This is a genomic window from Segatella maculosa OT 289 (assembly GCF_000243015.1).
Lineage (GTDB): Bacteria > Bacteroidota > Bacteroidia > Bacteroidales > Bacteroidaceae > Prevotella > Prevotella maculosa.
Window position 1 is genome coordinate 38050 of the sequence record NZ_JH594508.1, and the last position, 19056, is coordinate 57105.

Sequence of the window (19056 nt, forward strand, 5' to 3'; positions counted from 1 at the left end):
AGCGATTGTCCGCTCGTTCTGTCTGCAAAATAAAAGCTTTTTCGATAGATTTTTCTATGCCTGTGAAGTATAGGGAAATGAAAGGAAAAAGAGGGAATATTACTGATAATGAGATATTTGGAAATCCGCCGTAACTTTGCAGGCGGATAGAGAACATGGAGGTAAACTACCCGAAGCGGACACCCTTACAGGTGGATGCTTCCATCGCATCAGCTCTTGATATTGGCAAGGTGTGTCTTTGTAACACAAACCGCCGTTTGTACCACAAAGACCCTTGCCCCGAAGGGGAGATGAATTACTCCAAAGTCGTAATTAGAAGACCAAATGAATATGAATAAAGGTACAGAATATCGTTTAGAACGAAAAAAGGCAGAAAAGCCTCGTTGGGACAACTGGCATGTGCGGTTGCCCAACCCCAAAGACCAGCAAAGGGCGATTGATTTGTTTCAGCGTTCAGGGGCAGAAACGAAGTCGGATTTCGTACGCGCTCGTATTCTTGGAGAGCATTTCAAGGTAATAACGGTGGATAAATCCGCTGTGGAATATTACCGAAAACTCTCGGAATTGACGGCACAAATCCATAAGATTGGCGTGCTGTATAACCAAGCCGTGCGTGCCATCAACAGTTATCACAGCGTGAAGACTGCACAGATTATGCTTGAGAAGTTGGAGAAACTGTCTGCTCAAATCATCACTTTGCAGGAGCAGGCAATCAATCTTACCATTGACTACCGCAAAAGATGATTGCCAAGATTTCAGCAACAGAGAACCTTGGAGGGGCACTCGGCTACAACTTCAAGAAAGTGGAGAAAGGAGAAGCGAGCATCCTTCTTGCAGCTGAACTGTATCAAAGCAACGATGGTAATTACACGATGGAGGATGTACTGGCCGATATGCAGGCTTTGATACCTAAAAAATGCCGAACGAAGAAGACGGTGTTCCATTGTTCGCTCAATCCGCACCCGGACGAAAAACTATCCGATGAAACGCTTATGCAGATTGCCAAGGAGTATATGGAAGCACTTGGTTATGGCAAACAGCCTTATATCGTGTTCAAGCACAACGACATCGCCCGTGAGCATATACACATCGTGTCGCTTCGAGTGGACGGAGAGGGAAAAAAAATCAACGACAGGTTTGAAAAGCGAAGGAGCAAGAAGATTACCGATGCTTCGGAAAGGAAGTATAACCTTATTCCGAGTTCAAAGGTTAGTGAGAAAGCGGTAACAGAAACGCCCAAGGTGGATACCACAAAAGGAAATATCAAAGAGCAGGTCGCAAGTGTTGTCCGCACGGTGCTGAAGCGTTATAAGTTCTGTTCACTCGGAGAATTGAATGCCATCCTTTCTGCATACAATCTTACTGTGGAGGAAGTCAAGACTGAGTTCCGAGGAAAGAAATATGACGGACTGGTCTATGTTCCGACTGACGACAAGGGCTACAAAATAAGCACACCCATTAACGCCTCGGACATCGGGCGTGGTGTGGGCTATACTGCCGTGCAGAACAAGATGCAGAAATCCAAACAAGCTATCAAGCCATTGATATCAATCATAAGGTACAGGGTGTTACAAACAATGCGTACCTCTCCAAAGACAGAGGAAGAACTTCGACAGCGATTGGAGGAACAGAGCTTGCGTGTGGTAATCCGAAAGAACGAAGGCGGACGTATCTATGGCATTACCTTCATTGATGATAAAGAGGGTATTGCTCTCAATGGCTCACGGTTGGGCAAGGGATATACTGCCAATATATTCAATAGTTATTTCTCCAATCCAACGGACAACCCATTCTTGGACGAAACGCTGTACGGCAGTCCGTCTGTCCATTTGGAACAATCGGCAACTGGCCAACCTTTACAATCAAATGCAGAGGAAGGTGACAACCTTATTGATGAACTTATTGGGGACATGGTGAGTGACTCTTTCACATCTACGGGCAATGACGATTGGAAGGAAGCAGCTTGGCAACGTAAACTCCGTAGACAAAGTAAGGTAAATCTTAGGCACAGAAAACGTTAATATAAGCTCATTCAATAAACGGGCGTTTCTTTCTCCCCTCCTTTTGGAGGGGACGGGGGAGGCTTCAAAACAATATGACTATGGCACAAGAAGATGATTTAAGGGCATTGGGTAAGGTGATGGACTTTATGCGTGGCATATCGGTGATATTCCTCTTGATTAACTGTTATTGGTTCTGTTACGAGGCTTTCCATACATGGCACTTTACAATAGCCGTAGTGGACAAGATTCTGATGAATTTTCAACGCACGGCGGGCTTATTTTCGTCCATACTTTGGACGAAACTATTTTGTGTGGTGTTTCTTGCTCTTTCTTGTCTGGGAACGAAAGGCGTTAAGGAAGAAAAAATCACATGGCCGAAGATTTGGACAGTGCTTTTCTCCGGATTTGTCTTTTTCTTTCTCAACTGGTGGCTGTTGGCTTTACCGATAGGAAAGATTGAGGCAGCTTCGCTCTATATCTTCACACTCTCTGTGGGCTATATCTGTCTGCTGATGGGTGGCGTATGGATGAGCCGTTTACTCAAAAACAACCTGATGGACGATGTGTTCAATACGGAGAATGAGAGTTTTATGCAGGAAACCCGGTTGATGGAGAATGAATACTCGATTAATCTGCCCACACGTTTCTATTATAAAAAGAAGTGGAATAATGGCTGGATTAACGTAGTAAACCCCTTTCGTGCCTCAATGGTGCTCGGTACACCGGGTTCTGGTAAGTCCTACGCTATCGTGAACAACTACATCAAGCAGCAGATAGAGAAAGGCTTTGCCATGTACATCTATGACTATAAGTTCCCTGACCTTTCCGAGATTGCTTACAATCACCTGCTTAGTCACTTGGATGCCTACAAGGTGAAGCCACAGTTCTATGTAATCAACTTTGACGATCCGAGGAAATCGCATCGCTGCAATCCCATCAATCCTGCCTTTATGACGGACATATCGGACGCTTACGAGAGTGCCTACACGATTATGCTCAACTTGAACCGCTCGTGGATTCAGAAACAGGGAGATTTCTTTGTGGAGTCGCCGATTATTCTTTTGGCTGCCATTATATGGTTCCTCAAAATCTATGAGAATGGGAAGTATTGTACTTTCCCTCATGCCATCGAATTTCTCAACCGTCCCTATGCACAGATATTTCCTATACTCACTTCCTATGATGAACTTGCCAACTACCTTTCTCCTTTTATGGACGCATGGGAGGGTGGAGCACAGGACCAGTTGCAGGGACAGATCGCCAGTGCCAAGATACCGCTATCACGTATGATTTCTCCTGCACTTTATTGGGTGATGACGGGTGATGATTTTTCACTTGACATCAACAATCCCAATGAGCCGAAAGTGTTGGTTGTAGGCAATAATCCTGATCGACAGAATATCTATTCGGCGGCACTCGGTCTGTATAACAGCCGTATCGTGAAGCTCATTAACAAGAAGAAACAACTCAAATCCTCGGTGATTATAGACGAGTTGCCGACAATCTACTTCCGTGGGCTTGATAACTTAATTGCTACCGCTCGAAGCAACAAGGTGGCGGTTTGCTTGGGCTTCCAGGACTTCTCACAGCTTACCCGCGATTATGGCGACAAAGAGAGTAAGGTGATACAGAACACTGTGGGCAATGTCTTTTCCGGGCAGGTAGTTGGGGAAACAGCCAAGACTCTCTCAGAACGTTTCGGAAAGGTTCTCCAGCAACGGCAGTCTATGACCATCAACCGCAATGACAAGTCCACCTCTATCTCCACGCAGATGGACAGCCTTATCCCTGCATCGAAAATCAGTAACCTTACACAAGGAATGTTTGTGGGTGCAGTGTCCGATAACTTTGACGAGCGCATTGAGCAGAAAATTTTCCATGCTGAGATTGTAGTGGATAGTGCCAAAGTCTCTGCTGAAATGAAAGTTTATCAGTCTATACCCACTATCGCAGACTTCAAAAACGAAGATGGCTCCGATAATCTCAAAGAGGCTATCGAAGCCAACTATAAACGTGTTAAACAAGATATATTATCCCTTGTTAGTTCTGAGATAGAACGAATAAAAAATAATCCACATCTTAGTCATTTGATATAGCCTATATAATACATACAAATATTAGCAAAGAATGTAAGACTATATTCGTTCAAAATCGTTTAGAGAGTCTCTTATTCCTCTAAAGGATAAAGAGAATAAGTCTTTTCACGCCTATTATTGTCATTTACACCCAACTTATAGAGGATACTCTTATCCCGAACTTGTATCATCAATAAAAGGTTCGCTATTTATTAGATTTGTAATTATTTTGACAAAATGTAGATTTAAAATTGATTTAGGATGAAAACAAAAAATGCAAATAATTCAATAGTTTTGTTGTCATACAGATCATCTGTAATTCTTATATCTTAATTGTTATTAGCTTTTGCATTCCAAACAAGAAGAGTTAGAATAACAGACATCAATGCAGCCCCAATCCAAAAGTAATTGATATATGTAAAATCATATACTTCAGAACCATTTACAAAATGTTTATGACCTTCTATCAGCCATCCACTCATAATATCTTGAACACCAGCTCCAATATAACTGGCTACTCCAACGACACCGAGTGCAGCACCTGCTGCATTCTTAGGTGCAAGGTCGACAGCCATCAATCCTCCAAGGAAACAAATCAATACACCTATGCCTAAGCCAAAAAGCACCATGGCAATGACATCAATGACGAAATGTACACCAGGCACAAGCAGAAAGAGGCATAAGGCTACAACATTCAGCAGTCCGAAAACCAATGCAGGAACATTTCGAGAGCCCTTAAAGAGCTTGTCAGATATAAGTCCTGAAGCAATGGTTCCAACAATACCGCATACCGAACTAATGGAGATAATAAAGCTGGCATCCAGTGTTGAATAGCCTTTCATCGTTTCAAGATAGAAAACACCCCAGCTATTAACGGCATATCGGCTAATATACATGAAAGCTGAGCCTAAAGCCAGAACCCATATAGCAGGATTACGCAGGACAGCCTTTTGCGCTTTATTGAAATCGGTATTTCCTTTCTCATTATTCAATCTTTTCTGTTCCAACAAATAGCCATACTTCTGTGGCGTATCTTTCATACCAATTTGTATGACCATAAAATATGCGATACCTATCACGCCTGCACCAATCAATGCATAACGCCAGCCAAACTGTGTCGCAATGATTGCAATGGTAATGAAGGTGATTGCCTCACCGATGTTATGGCTGGCACTCCAAAAGCCATAGTAAGTGCCTCGGTTGCTACTGTCAAACCATCTTGACAGAGAGACTACACCCGAAGCAGCCCCCATGGATTGGAAGAACCCGTTGATGCCCCAGAACAACGCGAAAAGGAAAAAGGAATCGGTAAAACCGAGAATGAGGTTAACCAATGCCGAGACCAACAACCCCGTTACCATCAATCGTTTTACATTACTTCTATCGGCAATAAAACCGTTACATAGCTTACCAATCGCATAAGTGAAGAAAAGGCAGGAACCGATAATTCCTATCTGTGTCTCTGACAGGAAGCCTTCCTCTACCATTGGTTTGCGGATGACATTCATGCTGAGTCGGCAAACATAATAGACCCCATAGCCCAACGTTGCGGTGAGAAAGGAAATGATGCGGACACGCTTGAACCTTTCTTTATCCGTCTCGGGCTTGCCAGCCGGAGACGGGATTTTATAGAATGAAAGTACTCTGTTAAAAAGTTCCATCAATCGTGTAGTTTACGTGAACGTAGGTATTCAATCAAATACTGTGGACGGTCGGTCTGAATAATTCGTGCACCAAGTTTATCGATAAGGTAGCCATAACCTTTATCGGGATTTTCCAAAGACATATCATCGTCATGTCCACCAGCCATAGTATCCCAAAGGGTATTATACCAGATTAGCGCCTTTCCCTTGAGTTTTACCGGTAAAGACAGTGGAATGGTATTTGTGTCCTTCTTAAACAAAAGCTCAAAAGCAACCGGGTGCATATCACTGATAAACTTTTCAATTTGTTCAACTGCGTTTGGTTTATCAAGATCAACAATGGGCATATAAATCACTTCCTTAAGGTAATCACCATATTGCTTTTTTACCTCCTCGGCAGATTTGGTACCCTTCATGACAATTTGTCTGGTCGTACCCGTTTCCTGCATTAATTTATACACTTGATCAAAGTATCTGTCGGCCTTGTCAAGATTCAGCATCACTTTCCCTTTGGCATGCAGCAACGCCTCCCTCAATGTCGGCACACGATGAATTGTACGAATGTTACAGCCATTTTTCAAGTGTAAGGTCTTGATATAAGCCAATGTCGTGTCTGCAATGAGTCCCTTTCCCGTAGTTGTCCTATCGAGTTTAGGGTCATGCATGAGGATAAGCTGTCCATCTTTTGTACGTTGCACATCTATTTCAACGATGTCAACTCCCATTTTTGCCGCATTATCAATGGCTTCGAGCGAGTTTTCGCAGAAATTGCGCCAATCGCCACGGTGTGAAGCAACAATTACAGAGCGATTATCTCTGTTGAGTAGTTTCTCTCTGATTAAATTTGCACGGTTTTCGGCTGCCGTGCTGAAAACAGCGACTGCCGAGAAAACGAGCAATAAGAATTTCTTTTGCATGTGAATTGAAGTTATAAGTTAAGGAATTATTGATTTCTGCCTGATGGTCTCTTGCTACCACCTATTAATCTTTATCAGATATTTCTTTAATAGCATAGGGTTGTCACTGAAGATAATATCTGCTCCATGGTCGATTAGCCACCCGTAGCTGTTGTCGGGGTTGGTAACCGCCATCTCGTCGTCGTGCCCTGCGTTAAACGTATCCCATAGTGAGTTAAGCCAAATACGATAGCCGGCCCTCTTGCACTCAGGGATTTTCTTGAGAATAGGGAAATCCTCGCGCGTGAAAGAGAAACTCATCACGGGCGACGAATAGTTCTTGATAAAGTCTTCCAATCTTTTATTATCCGCGTCGCCCCCTTTGCAAACAAGCACGGGCATGAGCATGAGGCCGTTCAGGCTTTCTCCATAATTTCTTCTTGTCACCTCGCTGCTGTCAGTTGTCCGCAAGACAATCTGCCGTTCGCAACCATGCTTCTTCGCAAGTTCTGCCACTTGCTTTCCGTAAGGTTTCCATTTGTCTACTTGAATAAGTATCTTATCCTTTGCGAGCCGTAGTATCTCCTCGAAGGTCGGTATCTTTTGGCGGGTCTTCACACCAATGGGAGTTAACAGGTTAAACTTCCGGAGCTCGTCCATCGTGTGGTCGGCCACCTTTCCAGAGCCTGTTGTCGTGCGGTCGAGGGTGTCATCGTGCATAATGACCAACACGCCGTCTTTTGTCATCTGGAGATCCACCTCGATACCGTCGAGACCTTCGTCAATACAATCTTGGAATGCTTGAACAGAATTCTCCGCCGAGTTACGCCAATTGCCACGATGGGCGAAAATCATCACATGTTTCGACTTGCCTTTATCGTGCATGTATTGAAGCAGCGTATCAACCCTGCATGTCTGTCCCACTGTCGCTGACGGCGTTGTCATAAGAAACAGTGCGACAATGCTTTTCTTAAAAATTTTCATAAGCTTTCTTATTGATGAATTGATTATGTCCCAAAGCAAACATTGGCCAGCTTGCCTTGGAACCTTTTATATTAATCAAAGTTAGTACTATCCGTCCAGCCCGGATTTTGTGTCAGCATACCACCAGTCAGTACCCGCTCGCTTGCTGGGATAGGCCATAAATAGTCGCGGTTTTCCTCCCAAGTGATGGCGATGTTGCTCAGGGCATGTATGTTCCCCGATGTATTATTGGTAAGCATGATATCCTTGCCTATTTTGAACGCCGCCCCTTTGAAATTTCCCTTGGTTGTAGTGTATAGCAACACATCAGCCTTTCCATCTCCATTCATGTCATATTCGCCCGGACCGGGGAAGTAACAACCTTCGAATTCCTTGGTCAATTGTTGCCCTTCTTTCCAACGGAAGATATCCCACAAGCGGAATCCTTCCAATGCAAGCTCCACGGTACGCTCGCGTCTTATCTCCAAGATGACACCGGTGTTCGCACTTCTTGTGACATTCGGATAATATTGCAAGAGCAGATTGTCCGGATTGGAATTGGATACCGCCATATTCAAATGAGGCATACCGACTCTATCCCTTATTCTATTGATTGATTTATCCAAATCAGCCTGTGTCAAAGTGCCGAGCTCAGCCTTTGCCTCAGCAAAATTCAGATAAACTTCGGCTGCTCTAAAAAGCGGATAATCCGTGATGGCTTTGAGTGAACCATCATAGGGCGAAGCATTCACATATTTTATCGGTCGGTAACCTGTTAAAGCACTGAGGTCATTAGCCGTCTCCTTCGTTGCCCCCACCTGAATATATCCGGGACAAAGTACGGTCTGTGCCATGCGCGGGTCCCTGTTTCGGGTTTCTGCTGCATAGTCCATCGTCCTCCAGCCTACCTGATCCTCGAAACGTGTTCCGTCAGCCATCAAATAATGATTCATAAATCGCTTTGTAAAGCTTTGGCGATAGATGATGATGTTGAAAGGAATGCTGTGGCGCACATTTGCAGTATTGCTATGTCTTTTTGCCAGTATAATTTCATCACCGACAGCGTCAATGCTATTGAACAATGTCCGATAGGGTTCGGCCCCATTGGTGTAGAGCCTATAGCCACTATTATCAATGAATTGCTCTCCGGCGGCTACAGCTTGTTTTAAGTATTTCTCAGCATCGTTCATGCCACGGTATTTGCGGAATGTTCCTTCATAGAGAGCCACACGACTCTTCAGTGCCAAAGCTGTCCATTTGGTTACACGCACCTGATCTTTCTTTGTTGGGAGCATTCCAATGGCTTTGTCTAAATCCTGCATCACTGAATCCATAATGATTTCCCTGTCTTGACGCGGCTTAGCGAGCAACTTGTCGTCATTAGAGTTCAGTACTTGATCATACCATGGAACATCACCATAGCGTTTCACCTTATCAAAATAGAAATAGGCACGGAAGAAATAGGCTACCCCATCATACTGCTTTCTTACATGCTCGTCAGGACATTGATTGGAGTGCTGGAGATAATAGTTGATATCTCTCAAGCGTTCCCAAGTCCATCCGTTTTCGCTTGCGGCACTGCGTTGTCCCATCAGTGTCTCACCCAATTCAGAACTGATATTGTCATCGGCATTCTGTTTGGCAAGGTCGTCAACATCGGGAAACAAGCTATAAAAATGGTTTGTCCACAACTCGAGCTGCGGCCCGTTCTTGAAATACGTTTTCGGACTAAGCGTATCTTCTGGAGCCAAATCCAAGTTACAAGAAGAAAAAACGAACAAGCCCAATAAAGTCAGGCTACTGAAAAAATTATTTTTATTCATGATGATACAAGTTTAAAAAGTTATGTCTGCTCCTACAGATATGGATTTAGAGAATCCGTAACCCACACCAGACTTACTTTGGTAGGTAGAAGTACTGTTCACCAGTTCTGGGTCAACAGCCTTTGTATATTTCTTCATCGGCGACCAATAAAACAAGTTCTCACAAGCCACGTAGACTCTTGCCTTCTTTAATATTTTATTATTCTTGATGGGCAAGGTATAACCTATGGAAAGATTCTTGAGCCGCAAATAAGCTGCATTTTGTAAATACCGGTCGTTATACACGTTGAGTGCACCTGCACTGTAGGCTTGGTTACCACGTGGTCGGGGGAAGTATGCGTCGGGGTTAGCCTCCGACCACACTTTACTTTCAAAGTCAGTTGGGATGAAAGAGACTGACGGCAAGGAATAAGGCCCCCAGAAGGTGTAGGCATATTGGGTTGGATACCAATTCTGCTTACCGACACCTTGGAAGAACACCGAGAAGTCAATGCCTTCATATTCTGCTCCTAAGCGGAAAGAATAAGAGTATCTTGGCAGATTATTACCGATGATACGCTTGTCACCGGGGTTATTGACCGTTCCAGAGCCCTCCGATATGACATTGTCACCATCTAAATCCAGAAACTTCACGTCGCCGGCACGAAGACGGTTGTCTGTTTTTGAGTTATAGACTCTGTTGTTTACCGCTTTATCGTTTATTCTTGCTTGATATTGGGCTGCTTCATCATCAGACTTAAACAGTCCGCCAACTTTATAGCCCCACATGTCGCCCAACGTCATGCCCTCATAATAATCGGATATGAGTTTGTTGGGATTGTCAAACTTGGTAATCGTAGACTTATAGTCGCCTATGGTTGCCGACACATGATAACGTAAAGGTCTGCCTGCAACCTTAAACTGATCGTTCCAGCCAACATATAATTCCCAACCATTCGTACGTAAATCTGCACAATTGGCTTTGGGGGCCTCTGCACCGAAGACAGCAGGTAGTGTCAGTGAATGAGTGAGCATGTCCTTCGTATATCTGATGAAATAGTCGGCAGTAACTGTCAACCTGTTTCTCAAGAATGCCAAATCAATACCAAGGTTGTAGGTGGTTATCGTTTCCCATGTCAGGTTTGCCGACTTAGGATTCGAAACACTTGCGTAATAAGCTCTATTGAGTCCATCAAAGGTATAGCTCATCGAATTGTCTGTTGAAATCTCGTCGAAATATGCATAAGTGTCAACCTGCTGGTTTCCGAGACTTCCCAATGAGAATCGTAACTTCGCATTATCCCAGAAACGATGGAGCGGTTCGAAGAATTTCTCATCACTCACTCTCCAGCCAAACGAAGCTGACGGGAAGAACCCCCATCTGTCATGGCTTGCAAAACGAGACGTACCGTCCCAACGACCACTTGCCTCGACAAGGTATTTGCCCATATAATCGTAGTTGAGACGACCGAAATAACCGAGTGTGCGGAACGCATTGATCTCTTGTGTCGTAACGGTCTCTCCTGTGGCAATGCTCATGGAAGCCAATTCTTTGCTCAGCAAATCATTCTTGGTGACAGAGAGTTCGTTGCTACGATAATCTTCATATTGCATACCACCGACGGCTTTGAAGTTGTGTCGTTTGTCCCATGTGTGTTGATAGGTCCCGTATATGTTAAGGTTATGGTCACGGATATTGACGTGGGTTTCTTGATAATAGTCTTTTATCGTTCCAGACGTGAAAGTCTGCGTGACCCCTTCCTGTCGTGAATATTCAAAAGGCATGTCACGGTAGCTGCGCACACGGTTGCGGTCTTTATAGGCATATGAGAATGTGAATATCAATTCCTTGTTCACTTCCAAATCCAACTGATTGGTAAGCACCAAGTCTTTGTTTGTACGCCGGTTCCTCGCTTCGTTTGCGGTCAGGAAACCGGCATGGCCCCCACCAAGGGGCGAATTGCCTGTCATCTGATTGATATATTGCACGATCGTCCCATCAGGATTACGCGGCACAACATTGGGGAACAGATTATAACTGAGGAAATACAGCGTCTGCTGCTCGTCCTTGAAACCGGCATATTTGTATTCAGTCGTATTGAAATTGACATTCCCGGTATAGGTGAACAATTTATTCAGCTTTGCACTGAGCTTTCCACGGAATGAATAGTTGTGGTATTTGTCGTGATATATTTTGAAGATACCATCCTGATCCAGTATTCGTCCGCTTACAAAATAGTTCATTTTGTCATTACCGCCCGTGACGGATACATTGTGTTCGTTCTCCGGCCGGGTTTGACGGAAGAAATAATTGTACCAATCAAAGTTCGCATAATACATATAACGTCCTCGGTTATCCGTCATAACCCATGGCCGATTAGGGTTCTCCGTCTTGTCATTCCTTCGGTCCAGTAACATCTGCATGCCTTCGTCATCATAAGAAAGCCATTGCTTGTTGTTATAAGATTGGTAATATTTATTTACCAAAGACACATAGTCATAACCGTTGCGGATAAAATCGGTCGAGGTGGTGTTTCGTTTCCAGCCTATACGCCCGTTATACATAATGGTGGCTTTTCCTTGCATATCCTTACCTTTCTTGGTTGTGATAAGGATAACGCCCGAACTGGCCTTGGCTCCATAGATGGAAGAGGCAGACGCATCTTTAAGTATGGAGACAGACTCAATATCGTTAGGGTTGATTTGGTTGAGACTCACTTCCATGCCATCTGCCAATACAAGCGGGGTACCGCCATTGATAGAGGCCACACCACGAATGTCAACGGAATAGTCGGAGTCAAGTGAGCCCGAATTGAAAGTCAGGTTCACGGACGGATCGGCACCTTGCAATGCACCTGCAGATGTGGTGACAGGACGGTTACCGATGTCGTCAGCGCTAATGGTTGCCACTGCACCAGTAAGATTGGCACGTTTCTGCGTTCCATAGCCCACTACCACCACCTCGCTCAAGGCCTTACTGTCTTCTTGAAGAACTATTTTTGCAAGTTTGTGGTCTAAGGCCTTCAACGTAACGGGTTGAAAACCGATGTAAGATATTGAGATCTCGGCATTCTCGGGCACGTCTGCTAAAACATAGTTGCCATCAAGGTCCGTAAAGGCTCCATTGGTCGTACCTTTGACCATTACTGTGGCGCCGATAATGGGATCGCCGTTGGCATCTGTGATTTTTCCTGAAACTTTTCTCTTGTTGTCGTTTGAAGATTTGGAGCGGTTCTTTGACGCTTTGGGGCGCACTGTGACGTAATTTCCGTCAATCTCATATTCGCAGTCGGCACTCTGCAGCACGAGCTTAAGCAAATCCAAGGCGTCCCCCTCTGTCTTAGAGACGGAGTGTGTGCGTGACGTGTCTATCAATGTAGCGTTGTAGACAATGCGGTACTTCGAGGCTTTCTCGATTTTTTCAAACGCTTGCTTTAGTGTCACTTTGTTCGATCCCAGAGAGACTGTCTGGGCATGAACCGTCATGCAGCCTGCAAGAAAAGCCCCTGCGACAAGGGCCGAGAGTCTTCGTGTGTTCATAAACTTTGACTTTTGATTGTTGGTTTTCTTTTGTTTTTTGGGTTTTTATATTTCTAAAGACCTTAAAAATTGCCGTTACACCCAACAGAAAATAAAAAATATCAAAAATAAGACCAAGAACCGTAAATCCAAATCCGTTTTTGAAAAGTCTGTCCGTATTGGACAAGTTTCCCGTCGCAGTCGCCCTCGCCGAGAAATCAACCAAATCTATCCAGATCTTCCAAATCTTTTTACGCATCAATATTTGTTCGATTTGTTTCGATTTGTTCGCTAACGCTCAACAACCCGTGTGTGATTTCTGCCTGCAGGGCACTCTTTTCCTTCGTCATTTGTGCACACCGGTTGAGCAGACGCACGAGCCGTGCGTCCCTACATGCCTCTCGCCTGCAAATCATCTTGATAACAGGACGAATCATAAAGGTCAAAGTTCAATGTTCAAAGTTCAAAATCAAAGTCCCTACATACCGCACAACAATCAACTTGTTCACCCGTTTGCTCGTCAACTGGCAACTAAATAGATAATCAACAACCTACACCTCGTTTTCCAATCTCAGCTATTTCGTCGTGCAATATGGCTAGTCTCATCGCGCAATATGACTCGTATTACCGCGCAATCTCAGCCATTTTACACACGACAGGCAACATGGTGCCTCGCTCGCCCGGCATGCGTTTACCGACGAACCTCAGTATATGACAACACTGTCTCCATCAATTTTGTATTGGAAATCAGGAAAGATGTTGCCTATGACCCTAAGGGCTCCTTCAAGAGTCTCCCCACGGTTGAAGTGTGCAGTGACACATTGACGACGGTTCTTCCTTGAACGGATAGAAATTTTAACGCCGTAAACCTCAGAAAGCTTGTTCATCGTTTCTTCCAACGTCATATTGTCAATGGTGATTTGTGCCGTTTTCCATGCGGGCACTAACTTTGGAAGTCCTCTGCCCACGTTGACGCTTCCGTTCTTCACGTTGTACGAAAGACTCTCGTCTTCCGAGAGCCTGTATGTGGTGCGTCCCTTTTCCGGGTGGAGTTCCACACAGCCGGTTTTCACATAGACGTAGACCTCGTCTGTCGTCATGTAGGACGACACAGTGAACGAAGTGCCTATGTCGGTTATATCAAAATAGGGCGTTATAACGTGAAACGGCTTCGCACTATCGTGATGAATGTCGAAGAAAGCCTCACCGACAAGGTAAAGTCTGCGTTCTTTGCCATCAAAGGTTGCCGGATATTGAATTACCGTTCCACCTTTCATATCCACCTTCGTCCCATCGGGCAACACGAATGTCTTGCGTTCTCCTTCTTGGGTATATTTATATTGTAAGGTGAGAGCTTCTGCCTGCTTCATGTTATTAATGACATAAAACTCGGCCAATCCGACGAATATAAGTACAGGCAGGAAGACTGCTGCGACTTTCAGCCACAAACGGTTTCGCAAGAACATACGCTTTTTCTCTATACGTTCCTCCGTTTCTATCTCATCCCACAATTGTTGATAGGCTTCCGTGGCGATACTGTCGTCCTTCGTCGCTGCCAACCGCTTCAAAATCTTTTCTCTTGTTGCCGGTCTTACCTCATGATGAGCGTAATATGCGATTATTTTTCTTATCGTGTCTGTCATATGAAACGCTTATGATTTGTTTTTCCTTTTTCTGAAAATCATTCTTTTATTCTATAAAGACATATCGGGAGCGAGCTACACCCAAAAGAGCGAGACGAACAGTATCAGGAACAGTTCATTTTTAATATCTTTTAGCGCAAGATTGAGATGATTCTCGACCGTTTTCTTCTGTATGCCGAGCCTTGAGGCTATCTCTTCGTTTTTCAGATGCTGCTCTCTACTCATGCGATAGATCGTTTGTCGCTGCTCGGGCATATTCTCTACGACCATTTCTATCAGCAGTTGCGTGTCACTTGCCACCAGATTGTCGTGAGGGGTCACGGCATCCGTTTCTTCCGGTATCTTGTCCGAGTCATTATTTTTCATCTTTCTCGAAGACAGATAATCCAGAATGGAATTCTTTGAAAGCATGAAAAGATAGCTGTCCAAGCTGGCGACCTCTAAAAGCCGTGCTCGCCTCAGCCACACTTTCATAAAGATGATTTGACAAACGTCGTCGGCATCCTGAGCATTCTTTAGCAGCATGAGGGCAAACTGATGGACCTTGGGGAAAAAGGTCCGGTGCAATGCCTCGAAAGTGCGTGCATCCCCCTCTGCCAACTTTTTTATTTCATTCTGATTAAAAATCATGCTTTCTTTTGCTCTAATAAATATTTTCCTGTGACAAAAATACCTAAAATTAGTTAGTTAGCCAAATAAAATAATATTTTATCAGTATCTCTTATATGAACTTATAAAAAAGATATATATTATTTTTCGGTTTTTTCATTTAACACGGATATATAATGTTTTATTTATCAATCTTTATAATGGTTAACTTCATATTCTTTCCTTTTATTTCCCGCTTTTCCCAAAAGTGTTCCAATCTTTTTATATACCTATAATTTAGCAGCTTGATAACAGTATTCATCATTAAAATTATCAAGCAATGGAATCAAACAGCAATGACAATTACGTGCTGGTCTTGGAAGACCGCACGGAAGTGAAGAATGAGCAGGAAGCGGGCAAGCTGTCCGTCGTGTCTGGTGTTGACGACAAGGGAAACCTTAAAACCACCGAGGCAATCGCAGCCAATCAAGCAGCATTCCTAAAGTTCAACAACAAGGACGGACTTCTGAAGAACTTCATGACCAACTTCCTTAAACAGTTCAATAATCCGACTCATTTTGGACTGTACAAGGTATTGGCAGACAATGTGGAGCAGGGCGTGGACAACCTGCGTACCATGCTACAAAGCCGTGAAAAGCCAGAAAGCAAACAGCAACTGGCAGAGATGGGCATTCCCTTTGAGGACTATCTGCCCCAGCAGAAGAATGCCACCGCTATCTACCCCGAAAAGGTGGATTGGAAGATGCTCGACAATCTCGGTCTTTCCCGTGAGAGATTGGAGCAAGGCGGAGAGTTGGAAAAAATGCTTAACTGGCAAAAGACAAATCTCTTGACGATTGCCGTACCTATTGGAGACACTACTATCTACACCGAAGCCCGCCTTGCTTTCCGCACGGACGATAACGGCAATATTGGTTTGGCAATTCATCCTTTGAGAAAGGAACCGCAACTCGATTTTCCCTATATGGGCTACAAGTTCTCTCCCGAAGAAAAGGAGGCACTTCTCACTACGGGCAATCTCGGTAAAACCATCGAAGTGACACCCAAGACTGGCGAACCATTCTCTGCATACGTCTCCATCGACCCGCAGACCAACGAAATTATAGCCCTGCGTGCCGACCGTGTGAACATCCCCAAGGAAATCAAGGGCGTTACCCTTTCCGATGCCCAGTATAAAGACCTTGTGGAAGGCAAAGCCGTGAAAGTGGAAGGCATGACTGCCAAGAGCGGCAAGTCCTTTGATGCCACGCTTCAGGTCAATGCCGAGAAGAAAGGCATTGAGTTCATCTTTGGCGACAACAAGAGTTTAAGAGAACGACAGGAACACAAACAGACACAGCAGCAAGGCGTCCCGCATAAGCTTTGCGGCTTGGAGTTATCAGAAAAACAGCGTGAAGCCTTGGATAGCGGTCGTACACTATTTCTAAAGAATATGGTGGACAAACAGGGGCAACCTTTCAACGCATACGTTCGCATGGACAAGGAACAGAATAGACCACGTTTTTATAAATGGAATCCTGACAAGAAGCAGGAAACCGGCAAAGGAAAGGTGGTAGCTGTGGCAGAAGAACACAAAACACAGGTTGCGGTCAACAACCACGGCAAGACCAACGAAGCCACCAAAAACGTGAAAGAACCGCTGAAAACGGGACAGACACAGCCTACTGCAGAGCAGAAGCAAAAGCAGGACGAGAACAAGCAGAAGAAGTCCCGTGGACGTAAGATGTAACCCTTAATTCTATTATTGACTATGACAACTTGTATTATTGCCGAGAAACCCTCGGTAGCTAGAGACATAGCCCGCATTGTGAGGGCAACGAACAAGCAGGACGGATATATGGAGGGCAACGGTAACCTCGTTACATGGGCTATGGGACACCTCATCGCCCTTGCCATGCCCGAAGCCTACGGTTTTTCTGCCTACAAAGCTGAAGACCTGCCCATTCGTCCCAATCCCTTTCAGTTAGTGGTACGACAGGTACGTAAGGATAAGGAGTATGTATCAGACCCAGCAGCACTCAAACAGCTCAAGGTGATACACTCCTGCTTTGACAAGGCAGATCGTATCATTGTCGCCACCGATGCAGGGCGAGAGGGTGAGCTCATCTTCAGATATATCTACCAACACTTAAACTGCCATAAGCCTTTCGACCGCTTGTGGATTTCCTCCCTCACAGATAAAGCCATCCGTGAGGGCTTGGCAAATCTCAAACCGGGAAGCTGTTACGACAATCTCTATTACTCTGCCAAGGCAAGGAGCGAAGCCGACTGGCTCGTGGGAATCAATGCGAGCCGTGCCCTTTCCATTGCCCGCAGGGGAGGCTATTCATTGGGACGGGTACAGACCCCGACATTGGCTATGGTCTGCCGTCGGTACATAGAGAACCGTGATTTTTCTTCCGTGCCTTATTGGAAACTCTCCGCTCTCATGGAGAAAGAGGGCGTGTCGCTGAAAGCCATTGGCATTACAGACTATGAGAGTGAAGCATCGGCACAGACAGCCCTCACTACGCTTCGCAGTCAGAGCCAGCTTACAGTGGAATCGGTCGTAAGAAAGGTGGCTGGTACACCGCCACCACTCTTGTACGACCTTACTGCCTTGCAGAAGGATGCCAACAGACGCCACGGCTTTTCTGCAGACAAGACCCTCTCGATAGCCCAAAGCCTCTATGAGAAGAAAATCACGACCTATCCCCGCACTGGCAGCCGATACATCAGCGAGGATGTCTTCGAGGAAGTCCCCGCCCTGCTGCGCAAGGTAGGCATGCCACTATCAAATCCACTTAACCGCCATTCTGTGGACAATACCAAAGTTACCGACCACCACGCCATTATTCCGACAGGTGAAACACCATCAGGATTGTCGACGGACGAGATTACCATATATAATATGGTGGTAACCCGCTTTGTCGAAGCCTTTTCTCCCAACTCCGAGGAAGAGCGTATGCAAGTGCGGTTTACTGACGGTATCAACATCTTTACTTGGAAAGCGTGTAGGCAGATTTCCTTGGGATGGAAAGTCGTACAGAAAGAGCAGGTTACTGATGCAGAGAAAAAGAAAAAGGAAAAGGAGAAGGAAAACGACAATGAACAGGTTTTACCTTCATTGCCTGATTTGACGGAGGGAGAGGTTTTGTCACTTGTTTCTGCTGAAATAACCGAACATAAGACCAAACCTAAACCTCTCTACACAGAAGCGACACTGCTTTCTGCTATGGAAAACGCAGGCAAGGAAGTGGAGGAAGACGATAAGCGCAAGGCAATGGCAGAGTGTGGTATCGGTACACCTGCTACCCGTGCCAACATTATCGAAACGCTTATCTTCCGTGACTATATCCGAAGAGACAAGAAAGCCATCATACCGACAGAAAAAGGCCTAGCTGTCTATGAAATAGTCAAGGACAAGAAGATTGCCAATGCGGAGATGACAGGCAGTTGGGAACTTGCCCTTGCCGCTATTGAAGCAGGAAAGATGCCATCTGATAAGTTCTCACAAGGCATCAACTCTTATGTAAGTACCATCTGTGAGGAACTCCTTTCACTTACTCCCGAACAAAAGTCCTATCCTGTTTACCGCTGCCCAAAATGCGGACAACAGAGTGTCGGCATCTATGCCAAGGTAGCCAAGTGCAGGCATGAGACCTGTGGCTTCCACGTGTTTCGTGAAGTCTGCGGCATACTTCTCTCTGAAGATAACATCCGTGACTTGATAAGATCCGGTCGTACGCCTATCCTTAAAGGACTGACCAGCAAGGCTGGCAAGAAATTCAATGCCCGACTGGTTCTGGGTGAAGACTACGACACTTCCTTTGAGTTTGAGAACAAGAAAGGAAAACAAAGAGGAAAATAATCCCGACAGAAACGGAGATTTACAGATATAGATCGGGAGGTAATACTTATATC

General features: G+C 44.9%; 12 protein-coding genes. 5 read left to right on the forward strand and 7 right to left on the reverse strand.

The window, feature by feature from the left end; genetic code table 11:
* Positions 1–324 precede the first annotated feature (324 nt).
* The 3 genes from HMPREF9944_RS10140 to mobC all read left to right on the forward strand — a co-directional run bounded on the left by HMPREF9944_RS10140 (position 325) and on the right by mobC (position 4099).
* On the forward strand, positions 325–744 hold the full coding sequence (locus tag HMPREF9944_RS10140; protein WP_044113643.1) for a plasmid mobilization protein: 420 nt from the start codon (positions 325–327) through the stop codon (positions 742–744).
* Positions 741–2021: a conjugal transfer protein MobB gene (gene mobB / locus HMPREF9944_RS10145; RefSeq protein ID WP_008566155.1), complete on the forward strand. Its 1281-nt coding sequence runs from the start codon at positions 741–743 to the stop codon at positions 2019–2021. Before HMPREF9944_RS10140 ends, mobB begins: the two co-directional genes overlap by 4 nt.
* Before the next feature lie 80 nt (positions 2022–2101).
* Positions 2102–4099 (forward strand): conjugal transfer protein MobC, encoded by a 1998-nt coding sequence (gene mobC, locus HMPREF9944_RS10150; protein ID WP_008566156.1) that lies wholly within the window; start codon positions 2102–2104, stop codon positions 4097–4099.
* Positions 4100–4407: 308 nt separating this feature from the next.
* Here mobC and HMPREF9944_RS10155 read toward each other — a convergent pair whose 3' ends face one another.
* The 7 genes from HMPREF9944_RS10155 to HMPREF9944_RS10195 all read right to left on the reverse strand — a co-directional run bounded on the left by HMPREF9944_RS10155 (position 4408) and on the right by HMPREF9944_RS10195 (position 15174).
* Positions 4408–5739 carry an MFS transporter gene (locus HMPREF9944_RS10155; protein ID WP_008566158.1) on the reverse strand — a complete coding sequence of 444 codons (1332 nt, stop codon included), beginning with the start codon at positions 5737–5739 and terminating at the stop codon, positions 4408–4410.
* A complete protein-coding gene (locus HMPREF9944_RS10160; RefSeq protein ID WP_008566160.1) occupies positions 5739–6638 on the reverse strand; it encodes a glycerophosphodiester phosphodiesterase family protein in 900 nt (299 codons plus the stop codon). The genes HMPREF9944_RS10155 and HMPREF9944_RS10160 overlap by 1 nt, the downstream gene beginning before the upstream one ends.
* Positions 6639–6692: 54 nt before the next feature.
* Entirely contained in the window at positions 6693–7601 is a 909-nt protein-coding gene (locus HMPREF9944_RS10165) for a glycerophosphodiester phosphodiesterase family protein (protein ID WP_008566161.1), read from the reverse strand.
* 71 nt (positions 7602–7672) lie between these two features.
* Positions 7673–9403: a RagB/SusD family nutrient uptake outer membrane protein gene (locus HMPREF9944_RS10170; protein ID WP_008566162.1), complete on the reverse strand. Its 1731-nt coding sequence runs from the start codon at positions 9401–9403 to the stop codon at positions 7673–7675.
* Between the two features lie 12 nt (positions 9404–9415).
* Positions 9416–12922 (reverse strand): TonB-dependent receptor, encoded by a 3507-nt coding sequence (locus HMPREF9944_RS10175; protein WP_008566163.1) that lies wholly within the window; start codon positions 12920–12922, stop codon positions 9416–9418.
* A 683-nt stretch (positions 12923–13605) separates the two neighbouring features.
* Positions 13606–14469 (reverse strand): FecR family protein, encoded by an 864-nt coding sequence (locus HMPREF9944_RS10190; RefSeq protein WP_244861151.1) that lies wholly within the window; start codon positions 14467–14469, stop codon positions 13606–13608.
* Positions 14470–14619: 150 nt separating this feature from the next.
* Positions 14620–15174: an RNA polymerase sigma-70 factor gene (locus HMPREF9944_RS10195; RefSeq protein WP_008566165.1), complete on the reverse strand. Its 555-nt coding sequence runs from the start codon at positions 15172–15174 to the stop codon at positions 14620–14622.
* A gap of 298 nt (positions 15175–15472) precedes the next feature.
* Here HMPREF9944_RS10195 and HMPREF9944_RS10200 point away from each other — a divergent pair, with 298 nt between their 5' ends.
* Positions 15473–16882: a DUF4099 domain-containing protein gene (locus HMPREF9944_RS10200; protein WP_008566166.1), complete on the forward strand. Its 1410-nt coding sequence runs from the start codon at positions 15473–15475 to the stop codon at positions 16880–16882.
* 21 nt (positions 16883–16903) lie between these two features.
* Positions 16904–19003, forward strand: coding sequence for a type IA DNA topoisomerase (gene topB / locus HMPREF9944_RS10205; protein WP_008566167.1), 2100 nt, complete (start codon positions 16904–16906; stop codon positions 19001–19003).
* The last annotated feature ends 53 nt before the right edge of the window (positions 19004–19056 follow it).

What these genes read in the sequence shown, in the direction of transcription:
- HMPREF9944_RS10170 (WP_008566162.1), bottom strand. Translation starts at nt 9,403, where the DNA reads ATGAATAAAAATAATTTTTTCAGTAGCCTGACTTTATTGGGCTTGTTC.
- topB (WP_008566167.1), top strand. Translation starts at nt 16,904, where the DNA reads ATGACAACTTGTATTATTGCCGAGAAACCCTCGGTAGCTAGAGACATA.
- HMPREF9944_RS10165 (WP_008566161.1), bottom strand. Translation starts at nt 7,601, where the DNA reads ATGAAAATTTTTAAGAAAAGCATTGTCGCACTGTTTCTTATGACAACG.
- HMPREF9944_RS10140 (WP_044113643.1), top strand. Translation starts at nt 325, where the DNA reads ATGAATATGAATAAAGGTACAGAATATCGTTTAGAACGAAAAAAGGCA.
- HMPREF9944_RS10155 (WP_008566158.1), bottom strand. Translation starts at nt 5,739, where the DNA reads ATGGAACTTTTTAACAGAGTACTTTCATTCTATAAAATCCCGTCTCCG.
- HMPREF9944_RS10200 (WP_008566166.1), top strand. Translation starts at nt 15,473, where the DNA reads ATGGAATCAAACAGCAATGACAATTACGTGCTGGTCTTGGAAGACCGC.
- HMPREF9944_RS10175 (WP_008566163.1), bottom strand. Translation starts at nt 12,922, where the DNA reads ATGAACACACGAAGACTCTCGGCCCTTGTCGCAGGGGCTTTTCTTGCA.
- HMPREF9944_RS10195 (WP_008566165.1), bottom strand. Translation starts at nt 15,174, where the DNA reads ATGATTTTTAATCAGAATGAAATAAAAAAGTTGGCAGAGGGGGATGCA.
- HMPREF9944_RS10160 (WP_008566160.1), bottom strand. Translation starts at nt 6,638, where the DNA reads ATGCAAAAGAAATTCTTATTGCTCGTTTTCTCGGCAGTCGCTGTTTTC.
- mobB (WP_008566155.1), top strand. Translation starts at nt 741, where the DNA reads ATGATTGCCAAGATTTCAGCAACAGAGAACCTTGGAGGGGCACTCGGC.
- mobC (WP_008566156.1), top strand. Translation starts at nt 2,102, where the DNA reads ATGGCACAAGAAGATGATTTAAGGGCATTGGGTAAGGTGATGGACTTT.